This window comes from Paenibacillus sanguinis 2301083 = DSM 16941, assembly GCF_000374825.1.
In the GTDB taxonomy this organism is placed as follows: Bacteria; Bacillota; Bacilli; order Paenibacillales; family Paenibacillaceae; genus Fontibacillus; species Fontibacillus sanguinis.
Genome location: NZ_KB895395.1, coordinates 1 through 22,537 on the forward strand (window position 1 = coordinate 1; position 22,537 = coordinate 22,537).

At 52.3% G+C, this 22,537-nt stretch carries 21 protein-coding genes and 1 riboswitch; of the genes, 20 read left to right on the plus strand and 1 reads right to left on the minus strand.

Features of this window, described 5'->3' with window-relative positions; genetic code table 11:
- A partial coding sequence (locus tag C557_RS0120245; RefSeq protein ID WP_018752118.1) for an integrase core domain-containing protein occupies positions 1-260 on the plus strand: 260 nt, incomplete at its 5' end.
- A 498-nt stretch (positions 261-758) separates the two neighbouring features.
- Here the strand turns inward: C557_RS0120245 and C557_RS0120250 are convergent.
- The gene (locus tag C557_RS0120250; protein WP_018753682.1) at positions 759-1,757 is read right to left on the minus strand and encodes a ketoacyl-ACP synthase III; all 999 of its coding nucleotides are present in this window, start codon (positions 1,755-1,757) and stop codon (positions 759-761) included.
- 361 nt (positions 1,758-2,118) lie between these two features.
- Between C557_RS0120250 and C557_RS0120255 the strand changes: the two genes are divergently transcribed.
- From C557_RS0120255 to purN, 19 genes are all read left to right on the plus strand, one after another.
- A complete protein-coding gene (locus C557_RS0120255) occupies positions 2,119-4,239 on the plus strand; it encodes a DNA topoisomerase III (protein WP_018753683.1) in 2,121 nt (706 codons plus the stop codon).
- 154 nt (positions 4,240-4,393) lie between these two features.
- On the plus strand, positions 4,394-4,657 hold the full coding sequence (locus C557_RS0120260; RefSeq protein WP_018753684.1) for a DUF1294 domain-containing protein: 264 nt from the start codon (positions 4,394-4,396) through the stop codon (positions 4,655-4,657).
- Positions 4,658-4,841: 184 nt separating this feature from the next.
- Positions 4,842-5,276, plus strand: coding sequence for a universal stress protein (locus tag C557_RS0120265; protein WP_018753685.1), 435 nt, complete (start codon positions 4,842-4,844; stop codon positions 5,274-5,276).
- Positions 5,277-5,551: 275 nt separating this feature from the next.
- Positions 5,552-6,280 (plus strand): amino acid ABC transporter ATP-binding protein, encoded by a 729-nt coding sequence (locus C557_RS0120270; protein ID WP_018753686.1) that lies wholly within the window; start codon positions 5,552-5,554, stop codon positions 6,278-6,280.
- Positions 6,281-6,332: 52 nt separating this feature from the next.
- Entirely contained in the window at positions 6,333-7,187 is an 855-nt protein-coding gene (locus C557_RS0120275; RefSeq protein ID WP_018753687.1) for a transporter substrate-binding domain-containing protein, read from the plus strand.
- An 11-nt stretch (positions 7,188-7,198) separates the two neighbouring features.
- Positions 7,199-7,852, plus strand: a complete 654-nt coding sequence (locus C557_RS0120280; protein ID WP_018753688.1) for an amino acid ABC transporter permease — start codon at positions 7,199-7,201, stop codon at positions 7,850-7,852.
- 27 nt (positions 7,853-7,879) lie between these two features.
- Entirely contained in the window at positions 7,880-8,530 is a 651-nt protein-coding gene (locus tag C557_RS0120285; protein ID WP_018753689.1) for an amino acid ABC transporter permease, read from the plus strand.
- 111 nt (positions 8,531-8,641) lie between these two features.
- On the plus strand, positions 8,642-9,943 hold the full coding sequence (locus tag C557_RS0120290) for an ATP-binding protein (RefSeq protein WP_018753690.1): 1,302 nt from the start codon (positions 8,642-8,644) through the stop codon (positions 9,941-9,943).
- A gap of 40 nt (positions 9,944-9,983) precedes the next feature.
- Positions 9,984-10,892, plus strand: coding sequence for a response regulator (locus C557_RS0120295; RefSeq protein WP_018753691.1), 909 nt, complete (start codon positions 9,984-9,986; stop codon positions 10,890-10,892).
- A 313-nt stretch (positions 10,893-11,205) separates the two neighbouring features.
- A riboswitch (purine riboswitch) is annotated at positions 11,206-11,307 on the plus strand.
- A gap of 488 nt (positions 11,308-11,795) precedes the next feature.
- On the plus strand, positions 11,796-12,293 hold the full coding sequence (gene purE, locus C557_RS0120300; protein ID WP_018753692.1) for a 5-(carboxyamino)imidazole ribonucleotide mutase: 498 nt from the start codon (positions 11,796-11,798) through the stop codon (positions 12,291-12,293).
- Complete coding sequence (gene purK, locus C557_RS0120305) at positions 12,290-13,522, plus strand: 5-(carboxyamino)imidazole ribonucleotide synthase (RefSeq protein ID WP_018753693.1); 1,233 nt, start codon at positions 12,290-12,292, stop codon at positions 13,520-13,522. The genes purE and purK overlap by 4 nt, the downstream gene beginning before the upstream one ends.
- Positions 13,519-14,814 carry an adenylosuccinate lyase gene (purB, locus tag C557_RS0120310; protein ID WP_018753694.1) on the plus strand — a complete coding sequence of 432 codons (1,296 nt, stop codon included), beginning with the start codon at positions 13,519-13,521 and terminating at the stop codon, positions 14,812-14,814. Before purK ends, purB begins: the two co-directional genes overlap by 4 nt.
- A gap of 27 nt (positions 14,815-14,841) precedes the next feature.
- Entirely contained in the window at positions 14,842-15,741 is a 900-nt protein-coding gene (locus tag C557_RS0120315; protein ID WP_018753695.1) for a phosphoribosylaminoimidazolesuccinocarboxamide synthase, read from the plus strand.
- 129 nt (positions 15,742-15,870) lie between these two features.
- Positions 15,871-16,116, plus strand: a complete 246-nt coding sequence (purS, locus tag C557_RS0120320) for a phosphoribosylformylglycinamidine synthase subunit PurS (protein ID WP_018753696.1) — start codon at positions 15,871-15,873, stop codon at positions 16,114-16,116.
- A 4-nt stretch (positions 16,117-16,120) separates the two neighbouring features.
- Complete coding sequence (gene purQ / locus C557_RS0120325) at positions 16,121-16,810, plus strand: phosphoribosylformylglycinamidine synthase subunit PurQ (protein WP_018753697.1); 690 nt, start codon at positions 16,121-16,123, stop codon at positions 16,808-16,810.
- Positions 16,788-19,031, plus strand: a complete 2,244-nt coding sequence (gene purL / locus C557_RS0120330; protein ID WP_018753698.1) for a phosphoribosylformylglycinamidine synthase subunit PurL — start codon at positions 16,788-16,790, stop codon at positions 19,029-19,031. The genes purQ and purL overlap by 23 nt, the downstream gene beginning before the upstream one ends.
- A complete protein-coding gene (gene purF / locus C557_RS0120335) occupies positions 19,016-20,494 on the plus strand; it encodes an amidophosphoribosyltransferase (RefSeq protein ID WP_018753699.1) in 1,479 nt (492 codons plus the stop codon). The genes purL and purF overlap by 16 nt, the downstream gene beginning before the upstream one ends.
- A gap of 185 nt (positions 20,495-20,679) precedes the next feature.
- Positions 20,680-21,723 carry a phosphoribosylformylglycinamidine cyclo-ligase gene (purM, locus tag C557_RS0120340; RefSeq protein ID WP_026263596.1) on the plus strand — a complete coding sequence of 348 codons (1,044 nt, stop codon included), beginning with the start codon at positions 20,680-20,682 and terminating at the stop codon, positions 21,721-21,723.
- Complete coding sequence (gene purN, locus C557_RS0120345) at positions 21,723-22,343, plus strand: phosphoribosylglycinamide formyltransferase (protein ID WP_018753701.1); 621 nt, start codon at positions 21,723-21,725, stop codon at positions 22,341-22,343. The genes purM and purN overlap by 1 nt, the downstream gene beginning before the upstream one ends.
- Positions 22,344-22,537: the final 194 nt, after the last annotated feature.

Below are 22,537 nucleotides of genomic sequence, written 5' to 3' on the forward strand. Positions count from 1 at the left end.
AACAACTTAACACGTATCGCATGAAGGCCAGCATGAGCCGCAAAGGCAACTGTTATGATAATGCTTGTATAGAGTCTTTTCATAGCATTCTGAAGAAAGAGCTGATTTATTGCAAGCGATTTAAGACCAAGCAACAAGCCTACGATGAAATCTACCGCTATCTTGAGTTTTTCTACAATCGCAAACGGATCCACGGTTCACTAGGCTATTTATCACCGGTTCGTTTTGCTGCGCAGTTCAATAAGAGAAGAGTCGGTTAAAGAGTGTCCACTTTCTTGACAGAGGTCCAATCCTCCTGCTAATTTGGGGAAATGGGCTGAATTTCAGCATTTAAAAGGAAAAAGTCCCTATAAATTCACACTTTAGGTCCATATTCAACGTTTTTAGTCGAATTATATGGAGGAATTCCCTATAATATCCTAATAATGTGGTTAGAGGTAAATATTAGCTGGAGGATTTCCTGTTAATGTGGCGTGGGGTGTGTCACCATAGTTCTTTTAATAAATATAGCTAAGTAAGGATGCCAATCCGTTAAGCGGTTGTCCTAGCGAAGCGGAGTGTTGCTCAAAAGAGGGCCTATCCGGCGTACTACGCTGAATAGGCCCTTTTGCAAATATCGGTTAGAAGGTTGAACGATACCAGCGGCAGAGCAGCGCAGCGTAGGTAAATCCTACGTGAGCAGCGGAGGGCACAGGCAGAGTTCAAGATTCGCCGCTGCTCGCACTCCCTGAATTCCCTTTGTGATGGGAAGCTGAATTTTAGATTGCCTTGTCAACGCCCCAGCGCAGGATGAGTCCGGCATGGGTAAGCCCGCCCCCAAAGCCATAGAGCATTACCCGGTCTCCCAGCTTAAGTCGTCCTTCATGAACCCCGGCTTGCAGCGCTAATGGAATAGAAGCGGAAGACGTATTCCCCATGCTCTGAACACTTTGCAGTGTCTTGCCCAGAGGTATGCCCGACTTCTCGCAGATGGATTCAATCATGCGCAGGTTGGCGCTATGCGGGACAAACCAATCAATGTCCTCCCGAGTGAGTCCGGCTTGCTGAAGAAGCTGCTCAATGCCGGAAGAAACGGTGCGTACCGCCCATTTGAATACCTCACGGCCATTCTGCACAATTTTTCCTTTGCCGATCAGAGGAATTCCGTCCATTTGCTCTGAAAGGCCAGAGGCATATACATGAATGCCGCCATCCCCATTTGTACCCAGGTTGAAGGCTTCAAACCAGGAATCCTCTCGGTCACGTTCCACCAGAACGGCACCAGCTCCATCTCCGAACAGAATGCAGGTGCTCCGGTCACTGTAATCGGTGATTTTGGACATCGTTTCTCCGGCAACCACCAGGACTTTACGATGCAAGCCCGCAGCGATCATGCCATTGACCAGGTGCAGGGCATAAGCAAATCCCGCACAGGTAGCGTTCAGATCGATGGCCCCGGCCTGCTCCATGCCGAAATGCTGCTGAATACGGCAGGACACCGTAGGGAACGGATAATCCGGCGTTGTGGTAGTAACAACGATGAGCTCCATATCATGCAAAGCCACGCCATACTGGCTTTGCAGTTGTTCAACCGCTTGTATACAAAGGTGTGAGGTGAACTCATCTTCAGCGGAGATATGCCGCTGTTTGATGCCGGTGCGCTGGACAATCCACTCATCGTTGGTATCTACCATTTTTTCCAGATCATCATTAGTTAGAATCCGCTTGGGAACGTAGGAACCGATGGCAGTAATACGGGCATGGGCTAGCTGAACCAATTCGATCACTCCTTCAATTTTAGAATCAGATATTAAAACCTGGTACTAATTACAACTTGTTTATATCATTTTTAAAATAAATTTTCAATCCTTTTTAAAATGTGGTGAATAATAGAGCCTGCGGCCGGTATGGGCTTACACTCGCTGTTAAACCCGAATTTTATTGAAGTATTTGAACCTGACAAGGTAAAAACTCAGCTTTAAAGGCGACCGCTTCCGCTGTTTCAGCTTCATACCGGCTCTCCGGCAACTTATTCACCACACTTGAAGCAAGTGATGAATTTGCCTCCAGCCAAACTTCGCTTCAAATGCAGGAGGGATGCTATAATAAGGCAGAAGAAGGGAGTGTTTACGTCCATTTATGAAGATATTAGTATTGGCGGAGAAGCCATCGGTAGCAAGAGAAATTGCGCGGGTCATCGGCAGCCGCGATAAGCATAAGAGTCATTTTGAAGGTCCGAAGTATGTGGTGACCTGGGCATTAGGCCATCTGGTGGGACTGGCTGAGCCGGAGGAATACGACGGGAAATATAAGCAATGGTCCTTGGAGGATTTACCGATCCTGCCGGGGAAGATGAAGCTGAAGGTATTGCGCGAGAGCAGCCATCAATTCAAGGCGGTGCAGCAATTGATGCGACGGCAGGATATCGGGGAGCTGATCGTGGCTACAGATGCGGCTCGCGAAGGCGAACTGCTTGCTCGGTGGATCATGGATATGGTGAAGTGGAGCAAGCCGTTCAAGCGGTTGTGGATATCCTCGCAGACCGACAAGGCCATCAAGGAAGGCTTTGCATCCTTGAAGCCGGGCAGTAAGTATGAGCGGCTGTACCACTCGGCTCGTTGTCGTGCCGAAGCTGACTGGATGGTAGGCTTGAACGTTACCCGGGCACTAACGACGAAATTCGGTTCCCCGTTGTCAGCCGGGCGGGTGCAGACGCCAACGCTTGGGATGATTATGGAGCGGGAGAATGAGATTACCCGCTTCCGTTCAGAAGAGTACCATGTGCTGCGGGCTAATTTCGGTGCTTTTGAAGCCATATGGCGGGGGGCAAACGGGGATTCACGCATCTTTGAAGCCAATCGGTTGGAAGAGCTGAAGCGCAAGCTGGAGGGAGCCTCCGGCAGCATCGTCAAGCTGGTGAAGAACGAGAAGACGATCCCTCATCCATTGGCTTACGACTTAACAGAACTGCAACGGGATGCCAACCGTCAGTTGGGTTTCTCGGCCAAGCAGACCTCCAACGTGTTGCAGCGGTTGTATGAACAGCACAAATTGGTTACCTATCCGCGGACCGATTCGCGTTATTTGACGGCTGATATGGCTGATACGCTAAAGGAACGGCTCACCAGTGTGGCGGTAGGTCCTTATGCGCCGTTGGCCCGACCGCTCCTGCGCAAGTCGTTGCCCCTCGGCAAGCGGATAGTGGACGATAGCAAGGTCACGGATCATCATGCCATTATTCCAACCGAACAAACGGTGCTGCTCCATGCGCTGAGTCCTGAGGAACGCAAGCTGTATGATTTGATCGTAAGGAGATTTATCAGCTTGTTTTATCCGCCTGCCCGGTTCGATCAAGTTACGGTGACAGTGGAAGCAGGCGGTGAGACACTGCATGCCAAGGGCACAACGATGAAGGATAGCGGCTGGCGGGCCGTTTATGACGGGCAAGCGATGGAGGATGAAGGCGAAGAGGAAGACGATAGTCAGTCAGCCTTGCCGGAGTTGAAGCAGGGGCAAAAGCTGTCGGTTCAGCGCTGTCAGGTAATCTCCGGAAGGACTCAACCGCCGAAGCGTTATACCGAAGCGGCTTTGCTAACCCAGATGGAGAAGCATGGTCTGGGGACCCCGGCCACCCGCGCGGACATCATCGAGAAGCTGGTCCATTCCGATACGATTGAACGGCAGGGCAATTCGCTGCATCCTACAGGCAAGGGCAAGCAGTTGATTGAGCTTGCTCCAGCTGATTTACGCTCACCGAATCTGACAGCCCGCTGGGAAGCGGAACTGGAGCAGATTGCCCGAGGTCAGGGCAAGCCGGAGCCATTCTTGCAGGGCATCCGCGAGATGGCCGCCCAATTGGTCCGGGGTGTGAAATACAGCGAAGCTACGTATAAGCCCCATAATGTATCGAACAGCCATTGCCCGGATTGTGGAACGCGTTTACTGGAGAAGAAGACAGGCCGTGGAATGATGCTTATATGCCCAAGCGAGGACTGCGGCTACCGTCGTTCCGGTGAGAAGCGCTTGTCTAACCGCCGCTGTCCGCAGTGCCACAAGAAGATGGAGATGAAGGAAGGCAAGGCGGGGATGTATGTGCAATGCCTATCCTGCGGTATTACGGAAGTGGTTAACAAGGACAACAAGCATGTGAACAAGCGAGAACAGCAAAAGCTGGTGAAGCAATATTCCCAGACAGAATCTGCGGGAACCAACCTGGGAGAACTGCTTAAGGCAGCCATGGAGAAGAAGGGCGACGCTTAAAAGTTTGATAGTATAAGCTGCCGGAGATTTGGTCTAGACCTGAAACGGTGAGTGTAAGCCCTGCATAGGTAAGACACTCATCCTCATTGTTCACCAAGCCTATAAACGGGGTGGCAAATCCGCTCAAACGGAAAATAGGAAGGAGGCTGTATACATGAGAGTAGCCTTGCTGGTGTGGTTCCTGTTTATCAATTCCGTGGCATATCTGGTCATGTCCGACGATAAGAAGCGGGCACGGCAAAGACGTGACCGGGTACCCGAGAAGACTCTGTTTTTGCTGGCTGCCTTGGGCGGAGCCCTGGGTGTGCTGCTGGCGATGAATGCCAAGCGGCACAAGACGAAGCATATGAGCTTCCGAATCGGTATTCCATTGCTTCTGCTGCTTAACGCTGTGCTCTATGGTTACTTGTTGATCTGAAACACTAGTCCGAGCATAGCTTGAAGTGTCTTCGTTCTCGTCAACAAGAAAATAACGTCTCTCTCATAGGGTAAAATCCGGCTTGGCTTTTCTACCGGGTCCAAACGGGGTATATAATAAACATGGGGCTAGAATGTTCCATGGCTTACCTCGTTGATTCCAGAACAAGAGAGAGGTGTTTGGCATGTTATTTCAGAATATTTTAGTAGCGTATGACGGATCGAAGGCAGCGAACAAGGCTCTGGACAAGGCGGTTGCCTTGAGCAAATTGTCACCCGGGACGCAGCTTCAGGTGCTGCATGCGTATGATTACCCCCGCCTCTATGTGGCCGAAGGATTCGCCCCCGTGCCGGCTTCAATAAATAAGGAGGTCTACGAGCTGGCGGAGCAAATCGTGCTGGAGGCAGAACAACGGCTTGAGGCTGCAGGCGCAGCACCCAATGTCAGCATGGTACAGGGCTCTCCGGCGGAGACAATTCTGGACTATGCGAAGGAGCGTGGAGTGGATCTGATTGTGATCGGCAGCCGCGGGCTGGGCGGCATTCGCCAATTTGTGCTTGGCAGTGTCAGTCATAATGTTGTGCAGCATGCTGAGGTTCCGGTGCTTATTGTAAAATAGATCATTTATACCAAAGCTTTCATCCCCACATTTTGTGGGGATGGAGGCTTTTTTGTCGTGGAATCACATGACTTGAACGCAGGCTTTTTAAGGTAGCTTTGGTGTAAGAATAGTTGACGCTTGTCTATCGTCATACCCGCTATTTTTCGTGTAAAAAGAGACGGACGTATAGGAAAATATAGTTTTATATAGTCTTTGCAGTAAGGTTAATTTCAAATGTCATGATTACTCACATATGTTTGGCATCAGCAGGATAGGGGAAAGGAGGAAGCAAGTTGATCCATTTTGGCCAGGTCGATAAACATTATGGGCATTTTCACGTGCTTAAGGAAATTAATCTGGAGGTTGTAGAAGGGGAGGTTGTGGTTATCGTCGGCCCATCCGGCTCGGGCAAAAGCACGATGCTGCGCTGTATCAACCGCCTGGAGAAGATTACGAGCGGTGAGCTAAGCGTGGGTGGCATTCCCGTCAATGATCGGAAGACCGATATTAATAAGCTGCGGCGGGACATTGGTATGGTCTTCCAGCATTTCAACCTGTACCCCCATAAGAAAGTGATCGACAATATCACGTTGGCGCCGGTCAAGGTACTGGGTATTACAAAGGCGGAAGCGGAGCAGACGGCATTGTTCTATCTGGAGAAGGTAGGTATAGCCGACAAGGCGCAAGCTTATCCCTCTCAATTGTCGGGCGGGCAGCAGCAACGGGTGGCAATTGCCAGGGGGCTGGCAATGAAGCCGAAGATCATGCTCTTCGATGAGCCAACGTCGGCGCTAGACCCCGAGATGGTAGGCGAAGTGCTGGACGTGATGCGCAACTTGGCCCGTGAAGGGATGACGATGGTGGTGGTGACGCATGAGATGGGCTTTGCTCGTGAGGTAGCCGACCGCATTATCTTCATGGACCAGGGGCAGATCGTGGAGGAAGCGGGACCGGAGGAATTTTTCTCTCAGCCTCGTGAGGAACGGACGCGTACCTTTTTGAGCAGATTGTTAAGCCATTAAATAGCCTGTACTTTTTGAATGACCTCTAAAAAAATCGAGGGAGGAACTGGATATGAGAAAAAGCATGAAATTGTTCAGTATTGCAGCGGCTTGTGCGGTGTTCGTCTTGGCAGGTTGTGGAAGCAATGGGGTGGAGGGGAATACGGCAAGCGGTGGCAACAATACAGCTCCGGCTGCTGGGGAGAGTGCGGGTGGCGCTTTAGATAAGATCAAGGAACGCGGCAAGCTGGTTGTCGGGGTGAAATATGATACGAAGCTCTTTGGCCTTAAGGACCCGGCCAGCGGTAATGTCGAAGGTTTTGATATCGATATTTCCAAGGCCATTGCCAAGCATGTCCTGAATGATGAGAACGCCATCGAGTTGAAGGAGGTCACCTCCAAGACACGGATTCCCATGCTGAATAATGGAGAGATCGATATGGTGGTCGCCACAATGACGATTACCGAGGAGCGCAAGCAGGAGGTTGATTTCTCTGATGTCTACTTCCAGGCGGGACAATCGCTGCTGGTGAAGAAGGGCAGTCCCATTCAGGGCATTGAAGACGTGACGGCAGAGACCACGGTTCTGGGAACGAAGGGCTCGACTTCGGTTAAAAATATCCGTGATCAGGTGTCCGGTGTTAAGGTGCTGGAATTCGATAACTACCAGGACGCTTTCAATGCGTTGAAGGCCGGGCAAGGTGCGGCGTTGACCACGGACGACTCTATTTTATACGGTATGGCTGCGCAGGATTCCAATTACGAGGTGGTTGGCAAGCCGTTCACGGATGAACCATACGGCATTGCTGTGCAGAAAGGCAACACGGATATTGTGCAAGCCATTAATGATACCCTGAAGGCACTTCATGATAGCGGGGAATACGATGCCATTTATGAGAAATGGATTGGCAAGAAGCCTGTTGAGTAAGGAGTTATGTGATGGATATTACGATACTCACAGAGTATTTTGGTACTTATATGGAAGGGTTTCGCGGGACGGTGTTGTCCAGCCTCATGGCTTTGGCCGGCAGCTTTCTGCTTGGAGCGCTGATTGCGGTATTCCGCATCGGCCCTCTCCGGCCCCTTCGCTGGTTCGGTACGGGTTATGTAGAATTTCTTCGCAATATTCCGCTTTTGCTGGTCGTATATATTTTCTATTACGGACCATCGGTGCTGGGAATGCCGCTGGATGGCTTCACAGCCGGAACGATCGGGCTGGCGGTCTACACCTCTTCCTTTATCGCGGAAGCTATTCGCGCCGGGATTATGGCGGTTCCTCAAGGGCAGACCGAAGCGGCGCGCTCCTCCGGGCTTGGCTATGCCCAGACGATGGTGCATGTAATTTTGCCGCAGGCTATTCGGTTGGTAATTCCGCCGCTAGGCAATCAGTTCATTAACTTGATCAAGAACTCATCGGTACTGACCATTGTGGCCGGCCTGGATTTGATGTATTTTGCCGACATCATTAATACCAGTACGTATCGGACCTTCGATACCTATATATTTGTGGCTCTGTTCTATCTGGCGCTGACGCTTCCGTTAAGCTACGGTGTAAGGGTCTGGGAGCAAAGACTTGAGCGGAAATATGAATAGAGCGCTTGTACGAAAGGATGGTGAGGGATGGACTTTATAGGAGCGTACAGCGCCGAGAACTTGAGCTTTTTGATGGAAGGCCTGGGAGTTACCCTGATTGTGGCAGGAGCCTCCATTGTGTTCAGCTTTCTGATTGGCTGTGTAGTAGGAATTATACGTTACATTCAAATGCCGGTGCTGTCACCGATATTGATGGTAAGTGTGGAGCTGATTCGTAATTTGCCATTGCTGCTGATCATTTTCTTTATGCGGTTTGCGTTGCCGGAGGCTGGAATTCGCCTGGGCCTGGTCACGGCAACGATTATCGGCTTGACCATCTTCGAGGCGGCGATGATTGCGGAGATCGTGCGTGGAGGGCTGAACTCCATCGATCGGGGGCAGGTGGAGGCTGCAAGGTCATCTGGCCTGAGCACGTTCCAAACGTTATGGCATATCGTGCTGCCACAAGGGCTAAGGCGAATGATCCCACCCTTGGTCAGCCAGTTCATAGCATTGTTAAAGGATACGTCGCTGGCCGTTGTTGTCTCTTTACCGGAGTTAATGCACCATGCAGGCATCATCATCGGGCATGGCTATAGCTATACGATTCCAATTCTGTTGCTGGTAGCTCTGATTTATTTTACCGTCAACTTCTTGTTGTCAATCATCTCTCGCAGATTGGAGGCCCGGCACGCTTGAAAACAATTCTGACATACTTCTGACATGCTATGAAATGGAAGGTATAGGCGGTAACCCCGAAATATGGTACGATAATGGGCAACAATGAGTTAACGGAATGTGGTGATGGCCATGGGGGGCGCCTTTTTAAAGCGCTCATATGTACAAATCGGTGCTGTTGCGCTAGGAACTGCGATTGCCGGGGAATTGAAGATTAACCCTTTTGCCGATGATATCTTCCGAATTGGTCTGGGGAGCAGTGCATTCCTGCTGTTTTTGCTGCTTATGCGGCGTCTCCCCTATGTAGCTACCGGAATCGTGACCGGCATCACGGTGCTGCTGTTCCGCATGGGTCTGGATTCGCTGCTGGGTAATGGCCTGAATGCTGTGGACAGCCTGACCCGGCACTGTTCGGCTGGGATTTACTACATCGTATTTGCTATAGGGATGAACGCGATTAAGCCACGGCTGGATCGTCTCTATCCACTCGCTCTGGGGGCGGTCATGGCGGTCATCGATCTGATGTCCAATGAATCCGAACTCCTGACCCGGCTGCTCGTCACCGGAACAACCACCTTCCAACTGAACGAATGGTCCTTTCTTATGGCGATTGCGATGCTCCGCACCTATTTTGTGACCGGCATTTATAGCAGTATTGCCGTTAGTCGGATGCGAATCATTCAGCAGGAGCAGAACCGGCGAATGGAGCAGATGCTTGGCTTTAGCTCCGGATTGTACGGCGAGGTGTTCTATTTGAAGAAGTCGATCGGTACGCTAGAGCAGGTGACCCTTCACAGCTATGAGCTGTACCGGGATTTGAAGGAGGAAGAACGGGCTGGGCCTGCTCACCAGGTGCTTTGCATCACTCAGCAGATTCATGAAGTGAAGAAGGACTCTCAACGTATACTGGCCGGGCTTATCAAGCTGACCGATCAAGAGGTCCCGGGGGATATGCTGCTGTCGGGGCTTCTTCATTATACGGTCAAGAGCAATCAGCAGTATGCGGAAATGCTCGGTAAGAGCATTGCATTTACGCATCAGCTGATGTTCGATTATGCAACAGTGAACTATATTCCTCTCCTTACACTGTTAAATAATCTGACGGCTAATGCGGTAGAGGCTATACAGGGGCAAGGGCAAATTCATTTGGAGATCCGGGAGCAAGCCGGATTCACGTTATTCATGGTGAGTGATAGCGGGAGCGGGATTCGTCAGACGGATCAGGAGCTATTGTTTGAACCTGGCTTTACGACCAAATTTGATGAAGAAGGCATTGCTGCCACGGGCATTGGTCTGTCGCATGTGCGCGATATTGTGAAGCAGTTCGACGGGGGGATTTCTATAGGAAGGGCTCCGAGGCTGGGGGGTGCGTTGTTTCAGGTAAGAATATCTACGGATGTGCTGCGTAAATCCCAAATACATATGCAAATCTGATGACAGGAAGATCACTACCTTAATAGAGGAGGAGTCCAAGATGTCTCTATCTTTCTGTATTGTAGATGATGATGCCGGCGCAAGAAAAATGCTTCAGCATATTATCGAGGATAGTGGCCTCGGCGAGGTAACCGGAGCGGCCAGTGACAGCCTGGAGGGGGTACGGCAAATTTTAAGCGAAGCACCCGATATTGTGTTAATGGATTTGCTTATGCCGGATCAGGACGGTATCGAGGCTATTGACTCGCTGCGCGCTCAAGGCTGCAATTCCCGATTTGTGATGATCTCACAAATCGAAAATCAGGATATGGTAGGCCGGGCCTATCGCAGTGGCATTGAGTTCTTTATCCGCAAGCCCATCAATCGGATTGAAGTAGAAACGGTACTGCGAAAGGTAAATGAACGTTACGCGATGAGTCATTATTTGGACGAAATCAAGGCTAGTCTCAAGAAGCTGGAGGGCTTGAGAGACGTACGTCTTGTGTCCGCAGGCAAACCGACGGTACGTGAAGCTATTCAGCCCATCCTGATGAACATGGGATTAATTGGGGAGGCGGGCAGCCGGGATATGATCGCAATTATGGATTTATTACTGGAGCGTGGGGATAACGGCAACCTGCCGCCGCTGAAGGAGCTATACTGCCAAGTAGCGTCGGCTTACAAGAGCCAGCCGGAGGACATCGCCAAGGAAATTAAGGCCATCGAGCAACGGTTAAGACGTGCTTTGACGGCCGGACTATCCAATCTCGCCTCTCTGGGACTTACCGATTACGGCAACCCCCGTTTTGAATACTATGCGCCACTGTATTTTGACTTTGAAGATGTAAGGTTGAAAATGAAGGAGATTGAAGAGGAACGCGAGCCAAGCGGCAAAGTAAAGGTGAACATCAAAAAATTTCTGCAAGTGCTGTATATTGAACTTCAGGAGCAGTTGGGAAGAAGCTCCTGAAGATGTGGTCATCGATGGAAAAGCTGCCTCCGGTATGGACTCCGCTCGCTGCTTCAGGCTTCATACCGGATCTCCGGCGATCTGTTCATCAGCCTGCAAGCTTTCCCCAGTAATGAAGAAATCTTCGCAATTTATCCACGATTTGAGGCTCTTCTCAGACATTCATAATTATTTCTATAGGGAACTAAGAAATTGGAAATTGGGCTTCCTAAGCTCAAAGACGAACATTCGTATTTTACATTCATTTAATGTTCGTGTTTGAGTTGACATCAAGGGGGAGCGATTGGTACACTAGGGGAGCAAAGGCGGTTCGCCGCCGGGAATATAATGAACTCGTATAATGCCGGGAATAAGGCCTGGAAGTTTCTACCCGAGAACCGTAAATTCTTGGACTACGAGCGAATACGGATTAAGGTAAGCCTGGGGCCCAGAATGCACCGGGCTTTGCGTTGCCGCGCATTTTTCGTCTAAGGGTGCGCATTTGTTCCGTATTCCCTCGAAGGTCCGGGATTGTTGGAGAATACTTGCTATTTTCCAGGGAGTTCCGGACCTTTTTAACGCTCCGGCGATTAATTATAATACGTGTTCAAAAAGTTGGGTTTACAGGATCGAAGCTTATGCTTCCGATGTGCGTTTTTTCAATACGCTTGAGCCCCGATGAAGCCAGGGACTGAGAAGCGGAGCTACACGGTTTCGGAGAAAACGACTTCGGAAGCAAGGGTACGTGAGCAACTGAAATGTTTCTGCAAGAAACATACTACGGAAGCCTACACTTGGCCCGGCTAAATTCAAGATTCGATGTCGAATTCACTTCTCGAACAGCTTCGTCATGGGAAGACGACTTTTTGAACAACCCTTATAATGAATAGGAATGTCTATTATTTATAGAAAGAGGGCTGAAGCATGACAGCACAGGTTGCCGTAATTATGGGCAGCAAGTCGGACTGGGAGACGATGTCCCACGCTTGCGCCATCTTGGAGGAACTGCGCGTACCCTACGAGAAAAATGTCGTATCCGCGCATCGTACGCCGGATTTAATGTTTGAATATGCGGAGCAAGCTGCGGGTCGTGGAATCAAGGTCATTATTGCGGGGGCCGGAGGTGCTGCCCACTTGCCAGGGATGGTTGCGGCCAAGACGACGCTCCCGGTCATCGGTGTGCCGGTGAAATCAGCGGCACTGAACGGATTGGACTCCCTGTTGTCCATCGTGCAAATGCCTGGCGGCATCCCTGTAGCAACGGTGGCCATCGGTAAAGCGGGAGCCATCAATGCCGGTTTGCTGGCTGCTCAAATGCTGGGGGTGTTTGATGCCGATTTGATGTCACGTGTTCAGCAGCGCCGAGATCGGATCAAGGATGAGGTGCTGGATAGCAGCGCTGAACTGGGAGCGATCGAATGAGCGGGAATTGGTTGGACAAAGCTGGCGATAGCGGTACGCCTGTAATCGGGCCAGGAGCGATGATCGGGATATTGGGCGGCGGCCAGTTAGGCCGAATGATGGCGCTGGCGGGCAGCAATCTGGGCTACCGCTTTGTAACTCTGGACCCGACACCGGACGCTCCGTGTGGTCAGGTGGCAGAGCAGATTGTGGCGCGTTATGATGATCAGACTGCAGCCCGGGGGCTGGCGCAGCGTTCGGATGTCATTACCTATGAATTTGAAAATGTGGATGCCAAAGTGGCCGCGTTGCTGGAGGAAACCTCCCTTGTGCCACAAGGAAGCCGTCTGCTCTATACGACACAGCATCGGCTGCGTGAGAAGCGGGCTGTAGAGGCGACCGGGGCCAAGGTGGCGCCGTATGAGGAAATTGGCAGCGAGGACGAACTGCGCTCTGCGGTGGGTCGTTTAGGTCTGCCTTCCGTGCTTAAGACAGCGACCGGCGGCTATGATGGCAAGGGACAATGGGTGCTTCGTTCGGAAGAAGATATCGCCCCTGCTTATGAGGAATTGAGTCGTGCAGGTACGGAATTGGTGCTGGAGCAGTTTATTCCCTTCGTTAAGGAATTGTCCGTCATTGCGGCGCGCAGCCCTCGCGGCGAGGTGAGAACCTTCCCGGTAGCGGAGAACATTCACCGGGAGAATATTCTGCATATTTCCATCGTCCCGGCACGGATTGAGGATGATGTGAAGCGGAGAGCCGAGGAGCTGGCGGCCCGAATTGCCGAAGGCATGGAAGCGGCGGGCCTGCTGGCCGTTGAAATGTTCCTGACGGCAGATGGGGAACTGTTCGTGAACGAACTCGCCCCACGTCCCCACAACTCGGGTCACTACACCATGGAGGCCTGTACGACCTCGCAATTCGAGCAGCATGTACGAGCTATATGCAACTTGCCGCTGGGGCGCACGGAGCTATTAACTCCTGTGGTTATGGTGAATATCCTCGGCGAGCACCTGGAAGCGGTTCGTACGGCCATGACCAGCGGACAATGGCTTTCTATAGAAGAGGATAAACGAGTGGACAAGTCCCAGGACGGACGGTCTGCGGTTATACCCAAGGTGCATTTATACGGAAAGAACGGAGCTGCACCTAAACGCAAAATGGGTCATATCAACCTGCTTTGCCATGAGGTAGAGGATGGGCTTCAGTGGATCGAGCAAACCAAAATTTGGAGGAATGAACACAAATGATCGAACGTTACAGCAGACCGGAAATGAGAGCGATCTGGACGGAAGAGAACAAATTCAAGGCTTGGCTGGAGGTAGAGCTTTGCGCATGCGAGGCTTGGGCCGAGCTTGGTGTCATTCCGAAGGAGGATGCCGCTCTGCTGCGGAAGAACGCTTCCTTCGATATCGACCGCATATACGAGATTGAGCAGGAGACGCGACATGATGTAATCGCCTTTACCCGTGCGGTGTCAGAAAGCCTGGGCGCGGAACGGAAATGGGTGCATTACGGGCTGACTTCGACAGATGTGGTTGATACAGCACTGGGGTATTTGCTGAAGCAGGCCAACGAAATTTTGGAGAAGGATATCGTTAATTTCATCGAAATTTTAAAGGAAAAAGCACTCGCCTACAAGGATACGCCGATGATGGGCCGCACCCATGGTGTACATGCCGAGCCAACGACCTTTGGTCTCAAAATGGCCTTGTGGCATGAGGAAATGAAACGGAATCTGGAACGGTTCCGTCATGCGGCTGACAATGTACAATACGGCAAAATATCCGGAGCGGTGGGTACGTATGCCAACATTGATCCATCCGTGGAGGAGTTCGTGTGCCAGAAGCTAGGCACGAAGGCGGCGCCGATCTCGACGCAGACGCTGCAACGCGATCGTCATGCGGAGTACATGGGGACGCTGGCGCTCGTCGCCACCTCGCTGGACAAGTTCGCAACGGAAATTCGCGCCTTGCAGAAAAGTGAATTCCGCGAGGTGGAGGAAGCCTTCGCCAAAGGACAAAAGGGCTCGTCGGCCATGCCGCATAAGCGCAATCCGATTGGCTGCGAGAACATTTCCGGCTTGTCTCGCGTCATTCGCGGACATATGCTGTCCGCTTATGAGAACGTAACGCTGTGGCATGAACGCGATATTTCCCATTCCTCGGTAGAACGGGTTATTTTGCCGGATGCGACCATGCTGCTGAACTATATGCTGAACCGCTTTGGCAACATTGTGAAGAATCTGACTGTATTCCCGGAAAATATGAAGCGCAATATGGCGCGTACGTATGGTGTGCCGTTCTCGGGCCGTGTAATGACCATGCTGATTGACAAGGGCTTCAGCCGCGAGCAAGCCTATGACACCGTGCAGCCACGGGCGATGCAGGCTTGGGAGACACAGCGTCAATTTCGCGAGATTATCGAGGAGACGCCGGAGATTACCAGCGTGCTGAGTAAGGAAGAGATCGAGGCTGCCTTTAATCCGGCTTGGCATTTGAAGCATGTAGACACCATTTTCCGCAAGTTGGGATTGGAATAGCAAGCATTTTGGAGGAGGAACGACAACATGCCAGTATCGGCAATTTCTACGGCAGCGGAACTCATTCAGGCCCCACTGCTGTACAAAGGCAAGGTGAGGGAGCTGTACGATTTGGGTGAGCATTTCCTGATCGTGGTAACGGATCGCATCTCGGCATTCGATTACGTGCTTGATCCGGCAGTGCCGGACAAAGGAAATGTACTGAACCGTCTGAGTGCATTCTGGTTCGAGAAGACGGAGCAGGTACTGGACAATCATGTGATTCATACCGATGTAGAGCGGCTGGGTGAAGTAATTCCGGCTGAGCACCGGGAGGCACTGAGGAACCGGGTCATGGTAACGCGCAAGGCGGAGCGTATTGATATTGAATGCGTTGTGCGCGGCTATGTGACGGGCGGTGGCTGGCGTCAATATGAGCAAACGCGCGAGATCAACGGTATCCGGCTGCCGGACGGCCTGCGCAAGAATGCCAAGCTGGCTGAGCCGATCTTCACTCCAGCGGCCAAAAATGATGTCGGGCATGATGAGGATATCTCCTTCGAGACCATGGCAGCCCGGGTTGGCAAGGAATTGGCCTGGCAGCTGCGCAGCCGTAGCCTGGAGATGTACGCCTTCGCCCGTGATTACTGTGAAGAGCGCGGTATTATCCTGGCCGACTGCAAGCTGGAGTTCGGGCTGGTGGACGGTAAGCTGATTTTGATCGACGAAATTTTCACCCCTGACGCCTCGCGCTTCTGGGCCAAAGAGAACTATGCACTGGATATTGAGATCGACAGCATGGATAAGGAGCCTGTACGCGCCTATTTGTCTGGCACAGATTGGGACAAGAACAGCGCGCCTGACCCGCTTCCGGCACATGTTGTAGAGGAAACGACGCGGCGTTATCGTGATATTTACCAAAGGTTGACCGGCAGCGAACTATCGTAAGCCCGAAACCGCAGTGCCTCATCGTCCGCATGGCAAGCACTGGTTTTGGTTTTGAGCATTCATTTGAGCTTCATTGGATTATCAAAATATGGACGTGAAGTCCGCACCTTTAGGAGGAATACGAAGAACATGATGAAAGCGAGCGTATATGTCACGATCAAGCAAAGCGTACTTGACCCGCAAGGGGTCGCCGTTCAGGGGGCGCTTCATTCCATGGGGTTTAAGGAAGTGGATAGTGTTCGCATCGGCAAATATATGGAATTGGTGCTGGATACCGATGATCGCGCTGAGGCGGAAGCCCGTGTCAAAGCGATGTGCGAGAAGCTGCTGGCTAACACTGTAGTTGAAGATTATCGCTTTGAATTGGAGGGCTAATTTCATGAAATTTGCAGTTCTCGTATTTCCCGGTTCCAACTGTGATATCGACTGCTACAAAGCGGTTGAAGATGGTCTTGGAGAAGCTGTCGATTACGTGTGGCATACGGCTACTGATCTGTCAGCTTACGATTGCATTCTGGTTCCCGGAGGTTTCTCCTATGGTGATTATTTGCGGTGTGGGGCGATTTCCCGCTTTGCTCCGGTTATGAACGAGGTTGCCAAAGCGGCGGAACAGGGTAAATATGTGCTTGGCATTTGCAACGGATTTCAAATTTTGACGGAGGCCGGGCTGCTGCCGGGAACGCTGCGTCGCAATATGTCGCTGAAGTTCCGCTGCCATGATACGGTGCTGCGCGTCGAAAATAACGAAAATCCGTTCACCTCACTCTACGCTGCAGGCGAAGAGATTACGATTCCGATTGCGCATGGGGAAGGCAATTATTACTGCGATGAAGCAACTTTGGCCGAATTGCAGCAAAATAAGCAAATTATTTTCCGGTATACCGATAATCCAAACGGCTCGGTGGACGATATCGCCGGGATTTCCAACAAGCTTGGCAACGTGGTGGGCATGATGCCACACCCGGAGCGGGCAGTAGACGCAGTGCTTGGTTCGGTGGACGGCAAGAAAATGTTTACATCTATTTTGAAGGCTTGGAGGGATCGGCATGAGTCAGCAAGTGTCCGCTAAGGAACCCAACGCGGAGCAAATCGCGGAGCAGCAAATTTACAAGCAAATGGGCGTGTCAGACCATGAATACGAGCTGATCTGTGGATTCCTGGGACGGAAGCCGAACTATACAGAAATCGGCGTGTTTAGCGTAATGTGGTCTGAGCACTGTGCTTATAAAAATTCCAAGCCTCTGCTGCGGCGCTTCCCGACCAGCGGCCCTCGCGTTCTGATGGGGCCGGGTGAAGGTGCAGGAATTGTGGATATTGGCGACAATCAAGCGGTAGTGTTCAAGATCGAAAGCCATAACCACCCATCTGCGGTGGAGCCTTACCAAGGCGCAGCCACGGGCGTGGGCGGGATTATTCGCGATATTTTCTCCATGGGCTCCAGACCGATCGCAGTGCTCAACTCCTTGCGCTTCGGCAAGCTGGAGAGCGACCGGGTCAAATATTTGTTTGAGCATGTTGTATCCGGGATTGCCGGCTATGGCAACTGCATCGGGATTCCGACCGTCGGCGGCGAAGTCGTGTTTGATGAGAGCTATGACGGCAATCCATTGGTTAATGCGATGTGTGTCGGCCTGATTGACCACGACAAAATCCAGCGCGGCGTTGCCAAGGGTGTAGGCAATCCGGTGTTCTACGTTGGACCGCCAACCGGCCGGGATGGGATCCACGGTGCGACCTTTGCTTCGGAGGAGCTAACGGAGGAATCCGAAGCGAGACGGACCGCGGTGCAGGTCGGTGATCCGTTTATGGAGAAGCTGGTTATGGAAGCTTGTCTGGAATTGATCGACACCGGCATTGTGCTGGGCATTCAGGACATGGGGGCGGCTGGCTTGACTTGCTCCAGTGCTGAAATGGCGAGCAAAGCGGGCAATGGCCTGGAGTTGTATCTGGACCAGGTTCCGCAACGTGAAGAAGGCATGACAGCTTACGAGATGATGTTGTCTGAATCGCAGGAACGCATGTTGTTCGTTGTGGAGCCAAAGGATGAGGCGCAGGCGTTGGAAATTTTTGAGCGTTGGGGCGTCATCTGCGCGAAGGTGGGTAAAGTGACGGATGATGGTCGTCTGAAGCTGTATCATCATGGGAAAGTTGTTGGCGATATGCCGGTGACGGCTTTGGTGGATGAGTGTCCGATTTATAATAAACCATCGGCTATACCGGCGTATTATGAGCAAAATACTCATGTGGACACGCTTCGCTATGACGAGGTGAAGGATCTGGGCGCAGCTTTGGAGCAAGTGTTGGCTTCTCCTACGGTAGCCAGCAAGGCATGGGTTTACAACCAATACGACTATATGGTGCGGACCAGTACAGCGGTGCGCCCCGGCTCTGATGCCGCGGTGGTGACGATCCATGGTACGCGCAAAGCACTGGCGATGACAACCGACTGCAACGGGCGCTTCGTGTATCTGGATCCTGAGGTTGGGGGCCGGATCGCGGTCAGCGAAGCAGCACGCAACATTGTTTGCTCCGGGGCAGAGCCGCTGGCTATCACAGATAACCTGAATTTCGGAAGCCCGGAGAAGCCGGATATTTTCTGGCAGATGGAGCGCTCTGTGGACGGTATGGCGGAGGCCTGCCGCGAGCTTGGGACGCCGGTAATCGGCGGCAATGTAAGCTTGTATAACGAGAATGCCCAAGGCGCCATTTATCCAACCCCGGTGGTGGGCATGGTGGGCCTTGTACATGATACGGATCATATTACGACGCAAGGCTTCAAAGCGGAGGGAGATGTTGTCTTCCTGCTTGGCGAAACGAAAGCCGAGCTTGGCGGCAGCGAGTTCCAATCCGTTATACATGGTTTGGTGGAAGGCCGTCCGCCACAGCTTGACCTGGCAATTGAGAAGAAGCTGCTGGATGCAGTGCTGGCAGCGATTCAAGGGGGAATGGTTCACTCTGCTCATGACTTGTCGGACGGGGGGCTGGGCGTGGCTTTGGCGGAGTGCTGCATCAGCGGAAGCCTGGGCGCCAGGGTTGATCTGACCAGCGAGCTTCGTGCGGACGTGCTCTTGTTCAGCGAATCGCAGTCGCGTATCCTGCTGTCGGCAGCTCCGGAGCAGGCGGATGCTCTGCAACAGTTGATCGAGGGCAAGGGTGTTCCTGTAGCTCGCATTGGTCAGGTTGGCGGAGCTGAGCTGAGCATATCTGTGAACGAAACTCCGGCTCTAAGTCGGCCGGTAGAGCAGTTGAAACGCACCTGGGAGGATGTCATTCCATGTCTGATGAAGTAATGCCGCAAGGGCTATGGACAGGAGATTATTATAACGAAGGAGCGGGTCATGCCGACCCGTTCGATACCCTGCGCGAGGAGTGCGGCGTGTTTGGCGTGTTTGGTCATGCCGAAGCCGCTTCCCTTTCGTATTACGGCCTTCATGCGTTGCAGCATCGCGGAGAAGAGAGCGCCGGGATCTGTGTTGCCGGCGGCGAGGACTTCAACTATCACCGCAGCATGGGGCTGGTGAAGGAGGTGTTCGACCGCGATCAGCTGGCTTCGCTCAAGGGCGACCGCTCCATCGGCCATGTGCGCTATTCCACGAGTGGGGACAGCAAGCTGACCAATGCGCAGCCGCTGATCTTCAAATACCGGGACGGCGATTTGGCTGTGGCGACCAACGGGAATATCGTGAATGCGCCCAAAATCCGCCGCGAGTTGGAGCAAAGCGGCTCGATCTTTCAAACGACCAGCGATACCGAGGTCATTGCGCATTTAATCGCCCGTTCCTCGAAGGATTTCGTCGCGGCAGCGAAGGATGCGTTTAGCCAGCTTGTGGGCGGCTTCGCCTTCCTGCTGCTGACCAACGATAAGCTGATCGCCGCCAGCGATCCGAACGGATTGCGGCCCCTGGTGATGGGACGGCTTGGCGATGCTTATCTGTTTTCGTCCGAGACCTGTGCCTTTGAGGTCGTGGGCGCGGAGACGATCCGCGAAATTCAGCCAGGCGAAATGCTGGTGTTTGACCGGGACGGTATGCATGAAGAACGGTATGCCCCGGCAGGGCGCAAGGCGCTTTGTGCCATGGAGTATATCTATTTTGCCCGTCCGGATAGTGACATGAATGGCTCGAACCTGCATGCCAGCCGCAAGCGGATGGGCCAGGTTATGGCGCAGGAATCGTTTGTGGATGCGGACGTGGTGACTGGGGTGCCCGATTCCAGTATCTCGGCTGCCATCGGCTACGCGGAGCAGACAGGGATCCCGTATGAGCTGGGCCTGATCAAAAATAAATATACCGGCCGTACGTTCATCCAGCCTAGCCAGGAGCTGCGTGAGCAAGGGGTCAAGATGAAGCTGAGTGCTGTGCGCAAGGTGGTAGAGGGCAAGCGGGTCGTCATGATTGACGATTCCATCGTTCGTGGCACAACCTCGCGTCGGATCGTGAACCTGCTTCGCGAAGCGGGGGCCACAGAGGTGCATGTGCGGATTACATCCCCACCCTTTAAGAATCCGTGCTTTTACGGCATTGATACCCCGAATCGCGGCGAATTGATAGCTTCCTATAAATCAATCGAAGAGATTTGCCGGGAAATTCATGCCGATTCCCTGCAATTCCTCACTCCCAAGGGCTTGATTCAGGCGGTGGGCGGCGGGAATTCCACGGATTACAAGGGTGGCTTATGTATGGCTTGCTTCGATAATGATTATCCGACCCAAACGGATTTTGACGGGGAAGAGAAGTTCGGCTGTACTTGCTGATCGTGTGAGAATTCGACTTATTTTACGACATGAAATATTTTGTTGATTTTTGGTAAAAGTACAAGACTCCATCATGAGAAGACCAAATTTTTGAACAACTTCTAAAACCGTTGGTGCGAAGATGAAGCAAATTTTGAAGGGTATTGAACAGTTTTGAAAATGAATTTAAGGAGTGTGTCCCTCTCGTGTCAGAAGCATACAAGAAGGCCGGTGTCGATATCGCAGCCGGGAATGAAGCGGTTGAACGGATGAAAAAGCACGTCAAACGGACGTTTCGTCCAGAGGTGATGACGGATTTAGGCGGTTTTGGGGCTTTGTTCGGCTTGAACAAGGATAAATATGCGGAACCTGTGCTTGTGTCCGGAACGGACGGCGTAGGCACAAAGCTGAAGCTTGCCTTTGCGATGGACAAGCATGATACGATCGGCATCGACGCGGTCGCTATGTGCGTGAACGACGTGGTGGTGCAAGGCGCGGAGCCGCTGTTTTTCCTGGATTATCTGGCCTGCGACAAGGTGATTCCTGAGAAAATTGAGGCCATTGTTGCCGGGATTGCAGAGGGATGTCACCAGTCCGGGTGTGCGCTGATCGGTGGCGAAACAGCCGAGATGCCAGGTATGTACAGCGAAGGGGAATACGATATTGCCGGCTTTACCGTTGGGGTTGTCGACAAGAGCAAGATCATTAACGGCAATTCCATCAAGCCGGGAGATACGGTAATTGGCTTGGCTTCCAGCGGTGTGCACAGCAACGGCTTCTCGCTGGTACGCAAGCTGTTGCTTGAGGAAGCAGGTTATGATCTGCATGACAAGTTGGACTCGCTTGATGGACAGGTGTTGGGCGATGTGCTGTTGACGCCTACGAAGCTGTATGTGAAGCCGGTGCTGTCATTGCTGGAGCAGGTAGATGTAAAGGGCATGGCGCATATTACCGGCGGTGGGTTTATCGAGAACATTCCGCGTGTGTTGCCGGAGGGCGTCAATGTTGAGGTGGCTTACGGCTCATGGCCGATCTTGCCGATTTTTGATTTGCTGCAACAGCAAGGCAATGTCAGCAATCGTGATATGTTCACGACCTTTAACATGGGCATCGGCTTGGTTATTGTCGTGGCAGAAGAGCAAGCCGAAGCTGCGGCAGAGGCGCTGCGCGCTGCGGGCGAAACACCGTATGTCATTGGCCGGGTTACCGAAGGCAGTCGTGAGGTTGCGTTTACGGGAGCAGACGTATAATGGCGCAAGGTTATCGGATGGCCGTGTTCGCTTCGGGACAAGGCAGTAATTTTCAAAATTTGCTTGATGCTTCGCGAGCGGGAGGTTTAGCTGCGGAGATTGTACTCTTGGTATGCGACAAGCCCCAGGCCCCTGTGGTCGAGCGGGCTCGCCAGGCAGGGGTTGAATGCTTTTTGTTCGACCCGAAGGCGTATGCTCACCGGGAGGACTACGAAGCGGAAATTGCCATAAGGTTAAACGAGCTTCAGGTTGATTTGGTTGTATTGGCCGGGTATATGAGATTGCTGACCCCGGTGTTGGTGGAGGCCTATGCCGGTAGAATGATCAATATTCATCCCTCTCTGCTGCCTGCATTCCCGGGCAAAAATGCGATAGGACAAGCCTTGGATTATGGGGTTAAGGTGACGGGCGCTACCGTGCATTTGGTGGATGGAGGTATGGATACGGGAGCCGTGGTTGCGCAAACAGTGGTGGAGGTTGCCGCAGAGGATACGCTTCAGTCGCTGGAAGCTAAAATTCATGCTGCTGAGCAGCAGTTGTATCCGCAGGTTGTGTCGTGGTTTGCGGAAGGCCGTGTTCAGGTTGAAGGCCGAAAGGTTATGCTGTTGCCTGCACCGTAGCGGGCCGGGCGCTGAATGTCAGGATAAAGTGGTTAGCATGACTATGAAGAGGGCCTGTTTGCGTTGGTGTGAGGTGGCGCTTTGAGCACCTCCATCATTCGGCAAGCTTGCATGTTGCGTAAGATGTCGCCACAAATGTTCAGGGGTTTCGATATTTCCCGAGAAATATCGGGCAAGATTCGCCAAATAAAGGA